We start from the raw sequence: 15121 nt of genomic DNA on the forward strand, positions 1-15121 counted from the left end.
TAATATACTAAAAATATTAGGTGTGTTTGCGGAGAATCAGATTAAATATTTACTCTAAGCATCTAAAACAAAGAAAATTATTCCTAACTTCGTTAGTCGTAAGTACAGTGGGTTTTGCCTATCGATGGTACTGGAATGGATATTCATTTTTTAACAGAAAGAAATGGAGATAACGAATAATTTATCAGAAAAAGCGCTTTATGATTATAAAATTGTAAAGCGAGCGATTGGGGGTGACGAAAAAGCTTATGCAGAGTTGTTTAAAAGGTATAAAGATTCCGTCTATTTCATGATATTGAAGATGGTGAATAACCGTACCGATGCGGAAGATTTGATGTTCGAAGCATTTGAAAAGGCTTTTGCGAGTTTAAATTATTATTCACCTCAATTTGCTTTCAGTACGTGGTTATTTAAGATCGCATCGAATAATACCATTGATTTTATACGAAAGAAAAAAGCTTTAACCGTTTCTTTAGATAAAGATGATATCAATCCGGACGACCGGGGATATATCAATAGTGTTCCGGCGGATGTATTAAGCCCGGAAGAAGAGACAATTCGCAATCAACGCGCAGAATTCATGCGTGAAAAAGTGGCGATGTTGAAAGGACGTTATCGGAAATTGATCGAATTACGTTACTTTGACGAATTTTCTTATGAAGAGATTGCTCAGGAGTTGGCGATTCCCTTAGGAACTGTTAAAGCTCAGTTGTTTCGGGCAAGGGAGCTATTGCTGAATATTTTGCAGAATAGTGAAATTGCTCGGGAGAATGAGAGGATTTAAGTTTTTCCTGTTATTTTTTTTCTTTTATGGCATATATAGTGTTAACGGACAGGTTGAGAAGCAGGATAATCTGTTCGTTACGGGAGTAGTGTGCGATCGGGATAGTATTTTTCCGCTCCGGAACGCTCTCTGCCGATTGGATAGTACTTACCGGGGAGTAGACGAGGACGGGCGTTTCGCTTTTGAGGTAAAGATGGGGGATACGTTGGTCTTTTCTCACGTGGGGTATGTGCCCGTGAAAATAGTCGTTAGCGATACGCTTACTCAAAGAGATTATCTGTTAGGGATTTTTATGACTCGGGATACTGTATTATTGGCGGAGGTTGTGGTCATCCCCCGTTATGTATTGGAAGATTATAAGCCGGACCGCAGTATGGAGAATGCCTTATATAATGAAAAAGGGATTGTTGCCGGGGCTTTTTCTCCGGTAACGAAAATGGACCGGGAGATGAATCGGAAAATGCAGATAGAAAAATTTGCTCATACGGTAGAGAACAAGGGACATGTGGATGTTGGATTTGGAGTGGGGGTCCAATCGATAAGGACGATTCGTAAGCTTTATATGTCTCGGAAATTATATGAACGGTTTCGCCCGATTCGACAGGATGAAGTGGACCTGTTAAAGAAAATTTTTTATGTAGAAAAAAGGGAAAAACGAGCCAACTAAAAGAAGAAAGACTATCTTTGTAACTGAAACTATTTCCACCGGGAAGTCCGTTTCCAGTTAATCGATTTATTAATAACAAAGTTATATTTTATGAAAAATTTTTCGATAGGATTAAATGTGTTATTGTTAGTTGCCGTGGTCGTGTTGTATATTTTGCATTTTGCAGGAAGTAATAAAGCAGGCAATGAATCGGAAGGAGTAAAAGTTGTTAATCCTGAGGCTAAAATCGTCTATATCAATATGGATACCTTATTGAGTAATTACACTCAGTCGAGAGAATTGAATGAGGCTTTTTTGAAAAAGATAGAGAAGTATAAGACGGACATGAACGTGAAAATGAAATCCCTGGTAAAGAGACAAGACGAATATCAACGTAAGTTGGAGAATAACGGGTTCGTGACCCGGGAGAGTGCCAATCAGGAGTATTACGATATCGTACTCGAAAGTCAGAATATGGAGCGTTTGAAACAGGAAACTCAAGAGAGTATACTGCGTGAGCAGAACGAAATCAATAAAAAGTTGTATGATGTTATTATTGCTTTTTTGAAAGAATACAACAAGGAAAAAGGTTATAATTTAATTTTGAGTACAACCTTGGGTGGAACTGTTTTTTATGCAGAAGACGGATTTGATATAACGCAAGACATATTGAAACAGTTGAATGCACAATATAAGAAGAAATAAATAGGATAGATAATAAAGAGAAAAGGCTGAATAAATCAGCCTTTTCTTTTATATGAAAAAGTTTATGGATTTTAAGTATACGATTGAAATAGTTGCCGATCCGGAAGAGGTGTTTGCAGCTTTGACCAATCCTTTTCAAATCGAGCTTTGGAGCGGTTATCCGGCACAAATGAAGGCTGAGAAGGGGTTTGTTTTTTCTCTTTGGGAAGGAGATATCTGTGGTGTGAACTTAGAGATAGAGCCTTACAAGAGGGTGGTGCAGGAGTGGTTTTTCGGAGAAACAGAAAACCCTTCGGTAGTAACGATCGAATTGAAGAAGAAAAAAGAGACGACTCGCGTGGAGTTATTGCATACTCATATTCCGGACGAGGTGTATGATGAAATCGTGGAAGGCTGGAAAGAGTATTACTGGGGGGCGATAAAGGGGATGTTGGAAATGTATTGATATAAAATCAGTAAAAATGCGGATGTATTGAAAAAAAATGTATCTTATTTTTGTCGCTGAATAAATTTAAGAATTAGTCAGATGAGTAAATGTAAGATTTCCGAAGATTGGACCTCAGCAATAGTGGGGTGGTTTATTATTTTATTGATAATTTTTCAGTTGAAACCGCAGTGGCCTTCCTTTAGCTGGCCGGATGCAGATGTCTTGATTAATAAGGTATTTGCTTTAGATAACGTGGGGCATGCTCTTTTGGTTTTTGGGTTTATGTTTATTATGGCGTTGATTGCCGGAAGAATGAACGGCCGTAGTTTTAGATCCGTTATCTATAGTTTCCCTGTCGTGTTCTTTTTGACGCTTTTGGCTATGGTGGTCGGCGGGAATAAATTTTTAAAGGATTGGGGATTGGAGACGGTGATATTCAGTTTATTAATCGGCCTTTTCATCAGCAATGTTTTTTCTATTCCCAAGTGGTTGAAAGAGTCCCTTTCTTCGGAGCTTTTTGTGAAAATCGGATTGGTGTTATTAGGAACGACCGTATTGTTCGGAGACTTGCTGAAGTCCGGTTCGCTGGGGTTGATACAGTCTTGTATCGTTGTCTTCGTGGTGTGGAATTTTTGTTTCTGGTTATGCAAGAGAATGGGTATTGATAAAGAGATGGCTTTAATGTTATCCAGTGCTGTTTCCATCTGTGGCGTATCGGCAGCCGTGGCCACGGCTGGAGCAATCAAAGGGGATAAAACCAAATTGTCCTATGTCGTTTCGTTGGTTTTGGTAGTAGCGGTTCCGATGATCATACTTATGCCGGCCCTGGCTAAATTGCTCGATTTGCCGGAAGATATGGCCGGAGCATGGATCGGGGGAACTATCGATACTACCGGGGCGGTGGCCGCAACAGGCGCTATATACGGGGAAGTCGCTTTACAGACCAGTACCATTGTGAAATTTTCTCAGAACGTATTGTTGGGTATTGCCGCTTTTTTAATCAGCATATATTGGTCCTATACCAAAAAGGAGGTAGAGGGCGTAGAGGAAAAACCGACTTTAAAAGTGATATGGACCCGTTTCCCGAAGTTCGTGTTGGGTTTTGTAGCTGCTTCTTTGGTATTTTCTTTTCTGATAGACCCTTCCGTTGTGAGTGAGGCAAAACCGATTCTGAAAAATATTCAGGGTCTCTGGTTTGCCCTTGCGTTTACTTCAATCGGTTTGGAAACGGATTTCAGGAGTTTGATTACCTCCGAAAACAGACGTTCGACTTATGCTTTTCTGGGAGCCCAGGTATTTAATGTGTTTTTTACCTTATTGATAGCTTGGCTGTTATTTGGTGTATTGAGTTGAGAATGATATTTTTAATTCTTCATTTTTAATAATATTCGGATATTGTTTATATTTTTGTGTGCAGTTCATGATGTTAAACCTAAAAATGATATTATATGAAGTTTTTTATTGACACCGCAAATTTGGACCAGATTAGGGAAGCTAATGATTTGGGGGTATTGGACGGAGTGACGACAAATCCTTCGTTGATGGCCAAAGAAGGAATAAAGGGAGTAGAAAATTGCAAAAAACACTATATCGAAATATGCAATATTGTAGATGGTGATGTAAGTGCGGAAGTGATCGCTACGGATTATGAAGGAATGATAAGAGAAGGAGAGGAATTAGCTGCTTTACATCCCAATATCGTGGTGAAGGTACCTTGCATCGCGGATGGAATTAAAGCGATAAAATATTTCTCTGGAAAAGGAATTCGTACGAATTGTACTTTGGTTTTTTCACCGGGGCAAGCTTTATTGGCTGCTAAAGCTGGTGCTACTTACGTCTCTCCTTTTGTTGGTAGATTGGATGATATCAGTAGTGACGGTATTGAATTAGTGGAAAAAATTGTTGATATGTATGCTTATTACGGATACAATACTCAGGTGTTAGCCGCTTCGATTCGTCATACGCAACATATTATTCAATGTATAGAGGCCGGAGCCGATGTAGCGACCTGTCCGTTGAATGCTATCAAGGGGTTATTGAAACATCCGTTGACGGATAGTGGTTTAGCCGCATTTCTGGCTGATTACAAGAAGGTGAACTCGTAAATCAGCGGGTTATGTTTGTACGCTTATTCGAGGATAATCCCAATGAAAGGGAGATTCGAAAGATTGTGGATTTGTTACACGACGGAGGCGTGATTATTTATCCTACCGATACGATCTATGCTATCGGATGCGATATTAATAACGTGAAAGCGGTGCAACGGGTATCGGCCATCCGCGGCGTGAAAGCGGAAAAGGCGAATTTCTCGATGATATGTAAAGATTTGAGTAACATATCCATTTATGCAAAAGTGAATAATGAGGTGTTCCGGACGATGAAGCAGTATATACCGGGCCCTTACACTTTCGTGTTGCCTGCCACGAATAAATTACCGAATGTGTTGATGAATAAGCGGAAAACGATAGGGATTCGCATTCCAAATAATTTTATAGTGCAGGCCATTGTAAAAGAGTTGGACGGGCCTTTGCTGACGACTTCCGTAAAGGGAGGTCCCGATGAAGAGGTCGAATACATTACGGATCCGGAATTGATTCATGAAAAATATGAAAAATTGGTAGATCTGGTCATTGACGGAGGGTACGGTAAAAATGTTCCTTCTACCGTATTGGATTGTACGGGAGATGAAATAGCCGTGATCCGTCAGGGATTAGGGGAATTATAAGACCGCTTTTATGCTATAACGGCGCTTTCTTTTAAGATGGCGCCGTTTTTTATTGTTTGTTCCGAACGCAATTATTTTTTCCAGAAAGTTCTGCTAAATAAAACGAGTACGGTGAATACCTCCAGACGACCGACTAACATTAGGATTGCCAGGAATATTTTTGCAATACCGGGAAGGATGGAAAAGTTACCCATCGGGCCGATCTCTCCAAATCCCGGTCCCACGTTACTCAGGGAGGTAATAACGGCGCTACAGGCTGTCGCGATATCTTTCGTGAAAAAAGACATGATAACGCTGGAGATGCCGAATATGAAGATGTATAGAATGGCGAATCCCATCACTCCGCTCATGATGTTCGGATGCACGCTTTTGTTATTGTATTTCACGTTAATGATGCCGTTGGGGTGAATGATTCGCTTCATCTCGATGAACGAATTTTTAAACAACAGGCTTATGCGAACGCATTTTAGTCCACCGGAGGTGGAACCCGCCGAGGCTCCGACAAACATCAAGACGAAAATAATTATACCCAAGAGAGGAGGCCACAGAAGGTAATCGGTCGTCGCGTAGCCGGTGGTCGTTTGTATGGTAACGACTTGGAACAGGGCATCGCGAATGCTTTTCTCTAAATCGGAATATCCGTTAAAATAGAGCCCTAAAGCGATGATCGTACTGGATACGACGACAATAAGAAAATAGAGTTTGAATTCTTCATCCCGGAAAGGATTGCGTATCTTTTTTAAGATTACGGAGTACATGAGTCCGAAATTGGTTCCTGCCAAAAACATGAAGATAATAAATACATATTGAATATAGGCTGAGTCCCAGTAAGCGATGCTATTTTGTTTCGTTGAATACCCTCCGGTCGCCATGGTGGTGAATGAATGACAGATGGAATCGAAAAGATCCATCCCGCCTAAAAGAAGGAAAACCGTTTGCAGAAGGGTCAAGGACAAGTATAGAGTCCACATGCGCTGGGCCGTTGAGGTGAAGGTGGCCGTGAATTTATCGTGGGTCGGGCCTGTTACTTCCGCCACGAACATATCCCGTCCTTCAATTCCGAAACCGGGTAAGATGGCCAGCAGCAATACGATGATACCGATACCTCCCATCCATTGGGTCAGGGAGCGCCAGAATAAAGTCGCGTGCGGTAGGGCTTCGACATTGTTAATAATGGAAGAGCCCGTCGTGGTGAATCCGGACATCGTTTCGAAGACGGCATCGACAATAGAGGGGATGGTATTGCCAAACAAGTAAGGTAGACAACCGAATACGGTAAAAATGACCCAGGTAGAGGTTACGATAAAATATCCGTCTTTCTTTGCTAAAACCCGGTCCTTTACTTTTACCGTAAATGCCATAAGCGATCCGGCTGTCAAGGTGATTACGGCGGAGTAGATGAATGCCAGTAAATCGTTTTCCCCGTAAATTAAAGCGACAACGATACAAAGCACGAGAAAGGCACTTTCTACTAATAAAAGTTTTCCTATGATGTTTACGATAAATCGGAAGTTGATCATTTCTGGAAATGAATAAGTTTGTAACTTTTTCTATTTTACTTATATTTGAAGGCAAATATAAGAAATAAATTCGAATGAGTAACGCAGCAATCTATTTAAGAGTTTCTACTGATTTACAGGATTATACTAGGCAGAAACGAGAACTTTTAGCATTTGCGAAAGCAATGGGGTATGATAATCCTCTTGTTTTTGAAGAGAAAGCCTCTGCGGTTGAAGATATGTCTACAAGAGAGCAACTTTCTTTAATGAGAAAATTGACAAAAGACGATGTTGAAAAAATATTTATTTGGGATGTATCTCGATTAAGTCGAAACAGTAAAAATTTCATAGACCTAATTCATGAGTTTACTAATAAAGGCATATGTTTACATTTTAAAGAAAGAAATATAGTAACCTTGGATAGAAATGGAGAGTTGGATGGAATGACTAAATTATTCCTGTACATTCTTGGTATGTTTGCAGAAATGGATGCAGAGAATAGAAAAGCAATGATGAAGTCAGGTAAAAAGAACGCTCTCGCTAGTGGTAAAAGTTATACCCCTCAGGCACCATTTGGTTATTATATAAGAGATAAATACTTGTATATAGAGGAAGAATTAGAAGCTCCTTTAGTACGTGACGCTTTTAGACTTTATAAAGAAGGGAAAAGTTTTAGGTATATAGCTGATTACTTTAATACAATAAAGTTTAAACCTAAGGAAGGTGGTTGGAGAAAGTTAGATAAAGTTTGGGAGGTTGCAGATATATGGCGATTGGTATCTAATACTGTTTACTATGGAGAGGGGCGTCGTTATGAATGTACTAAGGCAGCGGTAAGGGATTCAAACGGGAGAATAATAGAGCCTGCCCAATATGTTGAGCAAGTATATGCAGCCCCTGCTATTGTTGATAAAACTTTGTGGTTAGAAGTAAATGATTTGCGCCCTAAAAGACCTAAAGATACAGATAAGACGAAAGCAGAGGATACAATATTAAGTGGTTTATTGAAATGTGGATATTGTGGTTGTTCTTATTATCGTAAACAAGATGTTGGTAGTATTAGAATAACGTATGCAGATGGTACACAAAATAGAAAGAAAACAGGTTGCAAAAACAAACCAATAGAAACAAAAATTGCAGATTCCCTTGTATGGAAGTCCGTGAAATCAATATACGATCAGGAACAAAGTAGAGTAAAGTTTGAGGAAGAGAAAATTAGTAATTTACAAAAAATAGAGGATAATAAAAATCTAATCAATGGTTTATATAAAACATTGGATGTCTTGGAGCGAGATATGAAAAGGGCTAATAATGGATATATTAAAGGGATTCTTGATGACGAAACATATTTGGATGCCAAGCATGATATAAACAAAGAAGTGGAACGTATAAATAAGAATATATCAGACATTACAAATGAAAATATCTTGTTATCTAATAAAATAGATGCCAGTGATAATTACGAAAAATATATATCAACGATAGATGATTCTGATTACTTTCAAAAGAAAAGTATATGTGCAGAATTGATAGATAAAGTATTTATTTATCTGATAGAGAAACCTTATCAATTACTTACAATTAGGTATAAAATGGGTTTGGAGCTTAATATATTGATGAATATAAAAGAGATGATTTATTTGATGTTTGGTAATGATGTGATTCGTTATAATAAAGATAATAGAACATTTATAATCAAAACTATTCCCTCTGGCAAGGCTTTTTCCTTTGAAACCGTAGATAAAGAAATCACCGTTCAGGATTTGATTGCATCTATGTCAGAGCAAGTATTACCTATAATATAAAGGTTCTTGTATTATTGATAAAATTAAAGCCTATCCCCTCTAAATTGAAGGAATAGGCTTTTTTACTAGAATGACAAAGATTCATAAGTCTGGGCTACTTCTTCCTGCCTTAATCCAATGTATCGCCTTGTGATAGCCAATGAGGAATGGTTAAACATATCCATGAGCATAACTAAAGCCCTTTCCGCATTCTCTGGATTCTGGTTGTAAACCTGCCTTCCAAAAGTCTTGCGTAGACTATGACAGGAGAAGTTTTTGACGTTTACCCTGTACTTAGCCTTTACCTGCTTTAGAATCCTGTTTAGCTGTTGGGTGGAGTAAACGGTTTTCTTCTGGCTTAGAAAGACAGGAGAATTGAGGCAAACGGGGTTAATGTGGTTGTAACAATCCGTGATAAACTTCTTTAGTTGTGGAGAAATGGGAATAGTCCTTTTCTTCTCCGTTTTGTGTTCCGTGATGGTGATTTCATCCTTATCCAGAATCAACAACCAAGTGAGTTGCTTCATGTCATACACACGTAATCCCCAGAAAGAACCTAGCGTGATAAACAAAGCGATTTTATAATTCCCGTCCTGTATTAGTTTTCTAGTTAGATTAAGCATATCAGCCCAATCCAGACGGTCTGCCGTGGTGTTAGAATACTTCAAACTCATAATGTTCAAATTTGTAAGATTAAATATATAAGTGAATATTTTATGGAACCAGAAAATAGCCCCAAATTGTAAGTGATTGATACAGAGAGAAACGTTCACTAATTGTAGAAGTGAACATTCCACAAATAAAAAGGGCTTGCTTCTGGTGAAGTAAACCCTGTATACAGAGAATGTAATTTAAACTGTATTAGCAAAATTAATTATTTGCTTCTTTGCTGACACAGTTTAAATTATATTCTCATTAATTTTTGATATATGCAATCCAAATATTTATTGCTGTAAGTATCAATGATATTACTGAAATTACAATGGCAATCCAACTTTTCTTGGCGTTCTTGAGAGTCTGTATTTTCAAATCCTCTTCTATTTTCTTGTTTGAATGTTTTCTTGTGTAACCTCCATTTTGGATATACTTTATTCCCAAATCTGTTATTTCTGGCAAATATAAATCTTCTTTCCTTTTAAATTCAATTAGTCCATCTGATAATAATCTTCTTTGTAGAAATTCGGTTTCCCAATCTTCATGCCCTCCTTTTTTAAATAATGTTTTGCAAATGAAGTCCATTGTTAATCTTTTGTCATCTTCTCCATTATTTCCAATCTTGGTAGAGATACGAGATAATAAACCATATAAGATTTTATCTAATTTTTCATCATGCGTCATAATCACTCTTATTCATATAGCTCACTTATTTTTTCAAACCAGCCTTTTATTTCTTCAAAAGCATCTAGTTGTACCAGCATTTCTTTTGTTAATCGTTTTGCTAAACATCCATTTACAATAGACTTAACTTCTCCTTGTTTTAATCCTGTTTTGGAAGCAAAGAATGTAGGTAGATCTTCGTTATCCCAATCTGAAATGGAATTACAATCTACTGTTTTGAAATATTCATTATAGATTTCTTTTGGAATGTAGTTCTCAAGTTCTCTTTTTTTTGTTAATACGGCAAAAGATTTATCTGGACGGCTATTAATCTTCTCTGCTTGTTCTTTGTATTGTTCAGTGTTCCTTCCTGAGCTTGAATCTCTATCATAGATATGGAACTCTATGACATTTGAATCTTTTAGATAATATCTTTCTACCCAATTTTTTAGATTACCTCCTATCATGGGAATAATGCTTATCTGTTTTTCTTCTAAATCAATAATAGACTTTAATTCTGGAATATTTTGATTAATATTCTTCAAGAATCTAATATCATACTCTCCTTCTACGCATATAACGAGTTTTGTTAAGTATGGCATTATTCCTAACGTTTCACGTATATCAGTCAATTTATTATTTTCTTCAGAAACGATATTAGGCTTCCCCAATGAATCTTTTTTGATGAGAATAAGGCTCTCATTTTCTGCTATTTTTGCAATCTCTGGGCTGTGAGTGGTAATAATCACTTGTCGATTTTCGTCATTAGCGAGTTTAATTAGCGAATCTATTAATATTTTCTGATATTCTGGATGCTGAGAGGTTTCAGGCTCTTCAAGAGCATATATGACCCCTTTTGAACTTCCAGCTCTTTCTTCTGCCTCTGCTCTAAAATAGTTTAGTAATATTAATCTTCTAACGCCACTTCCTCTTTTGTTCATTGGAATTCCTTCATCACCAGTAAATGAGAAGCTAAAAAGAGTATCCCAATTTTTGTTTTTAACGTTAGGATAGAGCGTTTTGGCTATTTCGGGATTCATTTCAGACAGTTTTTCTATTGTTCGCTTTCCTTTTTCAATGGCTCTCCGTTCTATTTCCTCAACTACGGATTTTAATTGAACTTCAACCTCTGCAATAGCTTGTTTGGTTATAACTTTTAAGGGATCTTGAACTTCTTTATCTGAATCTTTATTTTGTCTATCTGATTGAAATATGGCAAAATAAGGAAATTCAGAACTTATGCTATCATATATTCTTTTTATATCTTCTTTGTCTATTGGAATAAGAGTTAATTGTTTTTCTTTATTTTGAATAGAGTTATATATCGCTTTTCTGAAATCTGATAGAACTCTTTTATCTGGAACGTCTGCATCAAGCCCCTTTGCTGTACATATTTTCTTTAAATCTGTTATTTTCAATGCAACAAGAGGTTCTTCTGAAAATTCTTTTAAATAATTGGCAACGATATAACTCGTTAAACTTTTTGCTGTTAATGACTTCGTGCAATCCCATATTTTTCTTATTTCGAGTAAACCATCTTCATTCAATAAGTATTCCGCTTCCAATGATGTTTTTCTTTCTGGGTCTATAAGATATTCTTTACTCTTATCAATTTGAAATGCTACACCAATAACAATTTGCGGAGCTGCCCCAACCCTTAAATCTTCTATTTCAATTTTCACTGTTTCATTATTGAAAAAAATTTCAAGAGCCTCTAATATCGTTGATTTACCAACATCATTTTTTCCAATAATAACATTTAGATTATTGTTAAATGGAATTGTTATTTTTTCGTATCCACGAAAGTTCTCAAGATATAGTTTCTTTAGAATCATAATATTATTCTTTTGATTGGTGTTTCTGTATGGGAAAATGATATAGCAAAAGTAACTCTATTTCTGGAAGTTTCAAACGATTATGGACTTTCTTAATTTGGAAGGTCTGTTTAGATGCTGAATTTTGTCATTTGCTTTCGATTAGCAGGGCTTTTGTCTTCAAAACGAAAAGTGTCATTCTGGTAGGAAGAATGTCGTAGAAGGTATGGAGTGGGGCAAAAACAGAGAGATGTCAAAATTTAGAAAATGAATCAAATTCATAAAACGAGCCATCTTTGGGCTTTACTTTACTTCTTCATACTTACTTATAGCCAATTCATATATATATATCATAACTTGCCTCCATTTTTAAGTGATAAACTATTCATCAAGTTTAATAGTTTCTACTATTTCAAGTGTATCCCATTCATGTACATCTATATGGTCTTTATATACAGCATAGCTATAACTCTCATTATGCCCAGTTCTATATGGTTCTCCTTCCTCTGGCTTTTTACCAAACACTGGACGATATTCCATATAACCATACTTACTAAATATCCTTTTTAATTCTTCTCTTAATTTCTCCTCCATGTTTCAATGATGTTTTATTCATTAATACTTCCACTCTATAACTTCATATTCATCTTCTTGTAAACCATATTGTTTAGCAAATTCATGGAGATTATCTTCATTTTTAAAATATATCTGTTTCAACTCTTCATTTTTCTCTCCACTTAGTAAACCAATTTGAAGATAATATTTTAAATAAGCATATTTCTCATCTGATTCATATTCTATTCCATTATCATATACTTTCATGGCTGTTTTCATTATCTGACCAAATAGTTTCTACTAACTCATTCGTACTTATCTTATATACTTCAATTCTGTCTGAATATCCATATATACGATAATTTTCATTTATTGCTATATAATTATGACTTCCTTCTTGTCCATAATGAATATGATATTCTAATTTACCATACTTCTCTTCTATCCCGCCTACAGCTTCATCCCATACTTCAACTAAATTACCTTCCTTGTCACGTATTTCTGTATGTCCATCTGCATATCTACACATAGTAATACAATCATTAATCATTACAAATATAGGGTCACCTTCTTCTGGTGGTGGTCCTAATTTAGGTCTTGTAAATTCACCATAATCCATATAACTTACCTCTGTTTTTAAGTGACATTATACATACCAGAAAGCAATCTCATATTCATCTTCTTTTAAACCATTCTCTTTAGCAAAAGCAATAGCTTCTTCTTTGGTTTTAAACATTGGACATTCTAAAGGATCAGCTACTTCTATTTTCTCTATTTCTCCTACTTCTAATTTAGGTTTGTTTAGTAATCGTATTCCGTATGGTCTATATTCAAATTTATGACCTTCTCTCTCATATATAGACATAATTATTCATTTTTATTTTACCAGATTATTTCTACCTAATATAACCATTCTCCAATTTTATACTCATCTTCTTTCAATCCATGTTGTTTAGCGTAGTTACGTGCCTCTTCTTTTGTTTTGAATACTTCACTTTCAATAGAATATTTAATTGTATTCTTTGTACCTCTCATTATCTTACCTCCAACTACAACTTCTACTGGCACGGTTCCTCTATCTACATTAAGTAAGTAGATTGTATAAGGCTTTCTATCCGTTTTATCCTTTATCGTTCCATCATTAAAATAAGCCATAATTATTTTATTTATTTAGCCAAATAGTTTCTACTATATCCGTGTAAAGTTATCCCACACTTTTTCATCTGGAAGTTCTGATTCATCTATAGATTCGTCTATGTCTTCATAACCTTCTAATATATGTGGATCATATCCTAATTGTGAAATGTCTATAGGGAAAGATTCATCTTCTGGTATTTTACTCATAGTTACTTATCATTTAAATTATTAATACCTACTTCCTTATAATATGCTGAACTTTCCACTCACCTATGCAATATTCATTCTCCTTTAGCCCATGGTCTTTAGCATATTTATGTGCATCTTCCTCTGTTCTGAAATATAAACCATCATATTCAGGATTACTAATATCTTCTCCAAATTCATCAATAAGAGCTATAGTCTTGGTGAATCCTTCCCATCCCCAATATGGTTCTTCTCTAATTACTCCATTATCATATACCTTGCTCATTTTTATTACTATTATTTAATATTGTTGCTCCTGTAGCAATAGGAACAAATACATATCTGCCTGTCATTGCATCCCTATACTTATTTCAATCATAATCTCTTTTGTCGTATAACAACACAGGTGTTTTAGTATTATATTCTCTACTAATCCATGCTCTATGGTTTGAATCATGATCAAGTCCTTTTAACTCACCTTCTGTAACCTCTCCAATAACTTCTACCAATTCATACTTTTTATATGCTTTAATTTCAAATATTGCGTATCCATTGGGAAAGCTATACATCAAGTAAAATCTATTTCCACAAAATCTTAATCCATTAGGAAACTCTTCTATAGCATACTGGTTGATTGTACCTCCATATTCCAGCATTATTCTATCAAGTTCTTCATCAGTTATTTCCATATTAATATATTGAATATAAAGCAATAATTCCAACAGCAGAAAGTACTATCCAAATTCCCATAGAAAGAAATAATTCTCTATACATTTTAGTTTTTAAATAGTATAATGTAAATCCTAACCAGATAATTGTTTGTATTAACAACTCACAATATATGGTATATAGAGTTCTTCTATACCATACAAATGTCATTAGTTTTGAATGAAGAATACCATCACGTCCAATTAATGTAGTTAATACTATAACACATAATAGAATTACTTCAATTCTTGTAAATCTCTTTAGCACTTTCTTATTCGTATTACATACCTTCATAGTTTATCTCCGTTCTCTTCGATACTCTCGTTATCTAACCAAATAGTTTCTACTAATTCTCCTGCTTTTTCTTCTGTAAATCTAGTGGCTATCTCAATACGATCGCTATAATCAGCTCTTATGTATTTGTCATTACAAGCCATATAAATTGGTCCATCCTCTGTTGGCATAAATATATGGATAGGACTCATAACTCCATATTTTACTAATCTGTCCCATTGTTCATTTGTTAATTCCATATAATTTCCCTCCATTCTTTAATGACAAACTATTCATCAATTCTGATAGTTTCTACTATTTCAAGTGTATCCCATTCATGTACATCTATATGGTCTTTATATACAGCATAGCTATAACTCTCATTATGCCCAGTTCTATATGGTTCTCCTTCCTCTGGCTTTTTACCAAACACTGGACGATATTCCATATAACCATACTTACTAAATATCTTTTCTAATTCTTCTCTTAATTTCTCCTCCATGTTTCAATGATGATTTATTCATCTATTAATTCCTAAATGATATAGTAAAGAGTACCAAA

22 protein-coding genes are annotated in these 15121 nt (G+C 35.7%); 8 read left to right on the forward strand and 14 right to left on the reverse strand.

What is annotated here, in order from left to right; genetic code table 11:
- Positions 1-163 precede the first annotated feature (163 nt).
- From PGR74_RS10580 to PGR74_RS10610, 7 genes are all read left to right on the forward strand, one after another.
- Positions 164-784 (forward strand): RNA polymerase sigma factor, encoded by a 621-nt coding sequence (locus PGR74_RS10580; RefSeq protein WP_041502455.1) that lies wholly within the window; start codon positions 164-166, stop codon positions 782-784.
- Entirely contained in the window at positions 771-1451 is a 681-nt protein-coding gene (locus PGR74_RS10585) for a hypothetical protein (protein ID WP_041502454.1), read from the forward strand. Before PGR74_RS10580 ends, PGR74_RS10585 begins: the two co-directional genes overlap by 14 nt.
- Positions 1452-1541: 90 nt before the next feature.
- Complete coding sequence (locus tag PGR74_RS10590; protein WP_041504759.1) at positions 1542-2135, forward strand: OmpH family outer membrane protein; 594 nt, start codon at positions 1542-1544, stop codon at positions 2133-2135.
- A gap of 64 nt (positions 2136-2199) precedes the next feature.
- Positions 2200-2580: an SRPBCC domain-containing protein gene (locus PGR74_RS10595; protein ID WP_041502512.1), complete on the forward strand. Its 381-nt coding sequence runs from the start codon at positions 2200-2202 to the stop codon at positions 2578-2580.
- An 81-nt stretch (positions 2581-2661) separates the two neighbouring features.
- Complete coding sequence (locus tag PGR74_RS10600; protein WP_041504760.1) at positions 2662-3915, forward strand: YeiH family protein; 1254 nt, start codon at positions 2662-2664, stop codon at positions 3913-3915.
- A 95-nt stretch (positions 3916-4010) separates the two neighbouring features.
- Entirely contained in the window at positions 4011-4667 is a 657-nt protein-coding gene (gene fsa / locus PGR74_RS10605; protein ID WP_041502451.1) for a fructose-6-phosphate aldolase, read from the forward strand.
- Positions 4668-4678: 11 nt separating this feature from the next.
- Positions 4679-5287 (forward strand): L-threonylcarbamoyladenylate synthase, encoded by a 609-nt coding sequence (locus PGR74_RS10610; RefSeq protein ID WP_041502450.1) that lies wholly within the window; start codon positions 4679-4681, stop codon positions 5285-5287.
- Positions 5288-5358: 71 nt separating this feature from the next.
- Here the strand turns inward: PGR74_RS10610 and PGR74_RS10615 are convergent, their stop codons facing one another.
- On the reverse strand, positions 5359-6807 hold the full coding sequence (locus PGR74_RS10615; RefSeq protein ID WP_041504761.1) for a TrkH family potassium uptake protein: 1449 nt from the start codon (positions 6805-6807) through the stop codon (positions 5359-5361).
- A 74-nt stretch (positions 6808-6881) separates the two neighbouring features.
- Here PGR74_RS10615 and PGR74_RS10620 point away from each other — a divergent pair, with 74 nt between their 5' ends.
- A complete protein-coding gene (locus PGR74_RS10620) occupies positions 6882-8591 on the forward strand; it encodes a recombinase family protein (protein ID WP_270517115.1) in 1710 nt (569 codons plus the stop codon).
- Between the two features lie 65 nt (positions 8592-8656).
- On the opposite strand, the gene PGR74_RS10625 is transcribed toward PGR74_RS10620, so the two are convergent.
- The 13 genes from PGR74_RS10625 to PGR74_RS10685 all read right to left on the reverse strand — a co-directional run bounded on the left by PGR74_RS10625 (position 8657) and on the right by PGR74_RS10685 (position 15062).
- Entirely contained in the window at positions 8657-9244 is a 588-nt protein-coding gene (locus PGR74_RS10625) for a tyrosine-type recombinase/integrase (RefSeq protein ID WP_270430128.1), read from the reverse strand.
- Between the two features lie 241 nt (positions 9245-9485).
- Positions 9486-9908, reverse strand: a complete 423-nt coding sequence (locus PGR74_RS10630; RefSeq protein ID WP_270430127.1) for a hypothetical protein — start codon at positions 9906-9908, stop codon at positions 9486-9488.
- An 8-nt stretch (positions 9909-9916) separates the two neighbouring features.
- Positions 9917-11722 carry an ATP-binding protein gene (locus PGR74_RS10635; protein ID WP_270430126.1) on the reverse strand — a complete coding sequence of 602 codons (1806 nt, stop codon included), beginning with the start codon at positions 11720-11722 and terminating at the stop codon, positions 9917-9919.
- A gap of 360 nt (positions 11723-12082) precedes the next feature.
- Complete coding sequence (locus tag PGR74_RS10640) at positions 12083-12295, reverse strand: hypothetical protein (RefSeq protein WP_270517117.1); 213 nt, start codon at positions 12293-12295, stop codon at positions 12083-12085.
- Positions 12296-12316: 21 nt separating this feature from the next.
- Positions 12317-12523: a hypothetical protein gene (locus PGR74_RS10645; RefSeq protein WP_270429496.1), complete on the reverse strand. Its 207-nt coding sequence runs from the start codon at positions 12521-12523 to the stop codon at positions 12317-12319.
- Positions 12510-12875 carry a hypothetical protein gene (locus PGR74_RS10650; protein WP_270429495.1) on the reverse strand — a complete coding sequence of 122 codons (366 nt, stop codon included), beginning with the start codon at positions 12873-12875 and terminating at the stop codon, positions 12510-12512. Before PGR74_RS10650 ends, PGR74_RS10645 begins: the two co-directional genes overlap by 14 nt.
- A 27-nt stretch (positions 12876-12902) precedes the next feature.
- The gene (locus PGR74_RS10655) at positions 12903-13121 is read right to left on the reverse strand and encodes a hypothetical protein (protein WP_270429494.1); all 219 of its coding nucleotides are present in this window, start codon (positions 13119-13121) and stop codon (positions 12903-12905) included.
- Positions 13122-13156: 35 nt separating this feature from the next.
- Positions 13157-13411 carry a hypothetical protein gene (locus PGR74_RS10660; RefSeq protein ID WP_270429493.1) on the reverse strand — a complete coding sequence of 85 codons (255 nt, stop codon included), beginning with the start codon at positions 13409-13411 and terminating at the stop codon, positions 13157-13159.
- A 33-nt stretch (positions 13412-13444) separates the two neighbouring features.
- Positions 13445-13600: a hypothetical protein gene (locus tag PGR74_RS10665; protein WP_270429492.1), complete on the reverse strand. Its 156-nt coding sequence runs from the start codon at positions 13598-13600 to the stop codon at positions 13445-13447.
- A 28-nt stretch (positions 13601-13628) separates the two neighbouring features.
- Positions 13629-13865 (reverse strand): hypothetical protein, encoded by a 237-nt coding sequence (locus PGR74_RS10670; protein WP_270429491.1) that lies wholly within the window; start codon positions 13863-13865, stop codon positions 13629-13631.
- Positions 13866-13950: 85 nt separating this feature from the next.
- Positions 13951-14268 carry a hypothetical protein gene (locus PGR74_RS10675; RefSeq protein WP_270429490.1) on the reverse strand — a complete coding sequence of 106 codons (318 nt, stop codon included), beginning with the start codon at positions 14266-14268 and terminating at the stop codon, positions 13951-13953.
- Between the two features lie 309 nt (positions 14269-14577).
- The gene (locus PGR74_RS10680; protein WP_270429489.1) at positions 14578-14835 is read right to left on the reverse strand and encodes a hypothetical protein; all 258 of its coding nucleotides are present in this window, start codon (positions 14833-14835) and stop codon (positions 14578-14580) included.
- A gap of 14 nt (positions 14836-14849) precedes the next feature.
- Positions 14850-15062: a hypothetical protein gene (locus PGR74_RS10685; protein ID WP_270429487.1), complete on the reverse strand. Its 213-nt coding sequence runs from the start codon at positions 15060-15062 to the stop codon at positions 14850-14852.
- Between the last annotated feature and the right edge of the window lie 59 nt (positions 15063-15121).

Origin of the sequence: Sanguibacteroides sp. AM78-02pH3A, from assembly GCF_027666085.1 — a bacterium.
GTDB lineage: Bacteria > Bacteroidota > Bacteroidia > Bacteroidales > Marinifilaceae > Gabonibacter > Gabonibacter massiliensis.

Coding starts and splice junctions, on each gene's coding strand:
- PGR74_RS10635 (WP_270430126.1), bottom strand. CDS start 11,722: ATGATTCTAAAGAAACTATATCTTGAGAACTTTCGTGGATACGAAAAA.
- PGR74_RS10610 (WP_041502450.1), top strand. CDS start 4,679: ATGTTTGTACGCTTATTCGAGGATAATCCCAATGAAAGGGAGATTCGA.
- PGR74_RS10585 (WP_041502454.1), top strand. CDS start 771: ATGAGAGGATTTAAGTTTTTCCTGTTATTTTTTTTCTTTTATGGCATA.
- PGR74_RS10630 (WP_270430127.1), bottom strand. CDS start 9,908: ATGACGCATGATGAAAAATTAGATAAAATCTTATATGGTTTATTATCT.
- PGR74_RS10590 (WP_041504759.1), top strand. CDS start 1,542: ATGAAAAATTTTTCGATAGGATTAAATGTGTTATTGTTAGTTGCCGTG.
- PGR74_RS10655 (WP_270429494.1), bottom strand. CDS start 13,121: ATGTCTATATATGAGAGAGAAGGTCATAAATTTGAATATAGACCATAC.
- PGR74_RS10580 (WP_041502455.1), top strand. CDS start 164: ATGGAGATAACGAATAATTTATCAGAAAAAGCGCTTTATGATTATAAA.
- PGR74_RS10645 (WP_270429496.1), bottom strand. CDS start 12,523: ATGAAAGTATATGATAATGGAATAGAATATGAATCAGATGAGAAATAT.
- PGR74_RS10660 (WP_270429493.1), bottom strand. CDS start 13,411: ATGGCTTATTTTAATGATGGAACGATAAAGGATAAAACGGATAGAAAG.
- PGR74_RS10625 (WP_270430128.1), bottom strand. CDS start 9,244: ATGAGTTTGAAGTATTCTAACACCACGGCAGACCGTCTGGATTGGGCT.
- PGR74_RS10600 (WP_041504760.1), top strand. CDS start 2,662: ATGAGTAAATGTAAGATTTCCGAAGATTGGACCTCAGCAATAGTGGGG.
- PGR74_RS10620 (WP_270517115.1), top strand. CDS start 6,882: ATGAGTAACGCAGCAATCTATTTAAGAGTTTCTACTGATTTACAGGAT.
- PGR74_RS10680 (WP_270429489.1), bottom strand. CDS start 14,835: ATGGAGGGAAATTATATGGAATTAACAAATGAACAATGGGACAGATTA.
- PGR74_RS10595 (WP_041502512.1), top strand. CDS start 2,200: ATGGATTTTAAGTATACGATTGAAATAGTTGCCGATCCGGAAGAGGTG.
- PGR74_RS10665 (WP_270429492.1), bottom strand. CDS start 13,600: ATGAGTAAAATACCAGAAGATGAATCTTTCCCTATAGACATTTCACAA.
- PGR74_RS10640 (WP_270517117.1), bottom strand. CDS start 12,295: ATGGAGGAGAAATTAAGAGAAGAATTAAAAAGGATATTTAGTAAGTAT.
- PGR74_RS10675 (WP_270429490.1), bottom strand. CDS start 14,268: ATGGAAATAACTGATGAAGAACTTGATAGAATAATGCTGGAATATGGA.
- PGR74_RS10685 (WP_270429487.1), bottom strand. CDS start 15,062: ATGGAGGAGAAATTAAGAGAAGAATTAGAAAAGATATTTAGTAAGTAT.
- fsa (WP_041502451.1), top strand. CDS start 4,011: ATGAAGTTTTTTATTGACACCGCAAATTTGGACCAGATTAGGGAAGCT.
- PGR74_RS10650 (WP_270429495.1), bottom strand. CDS start 12,875: ATGGATTATGGTGAATTTACAAGACCTAAATTAGGACCACCACCAGAA.
- PGR74_RS10615 (WP_041504761.1), bottom strand. CDS start 6,807: ATGATCAACTTCCGATTTATCGTAAACATCATAGGAAAACTTTTATTA.
- PGR74_RS10670 (WP_270429491.1), bottom strand. CDS start 13,865: ATGAGCAAGGTATATGATAATGGAGTAATTAGAGAAGAACCATATTGG.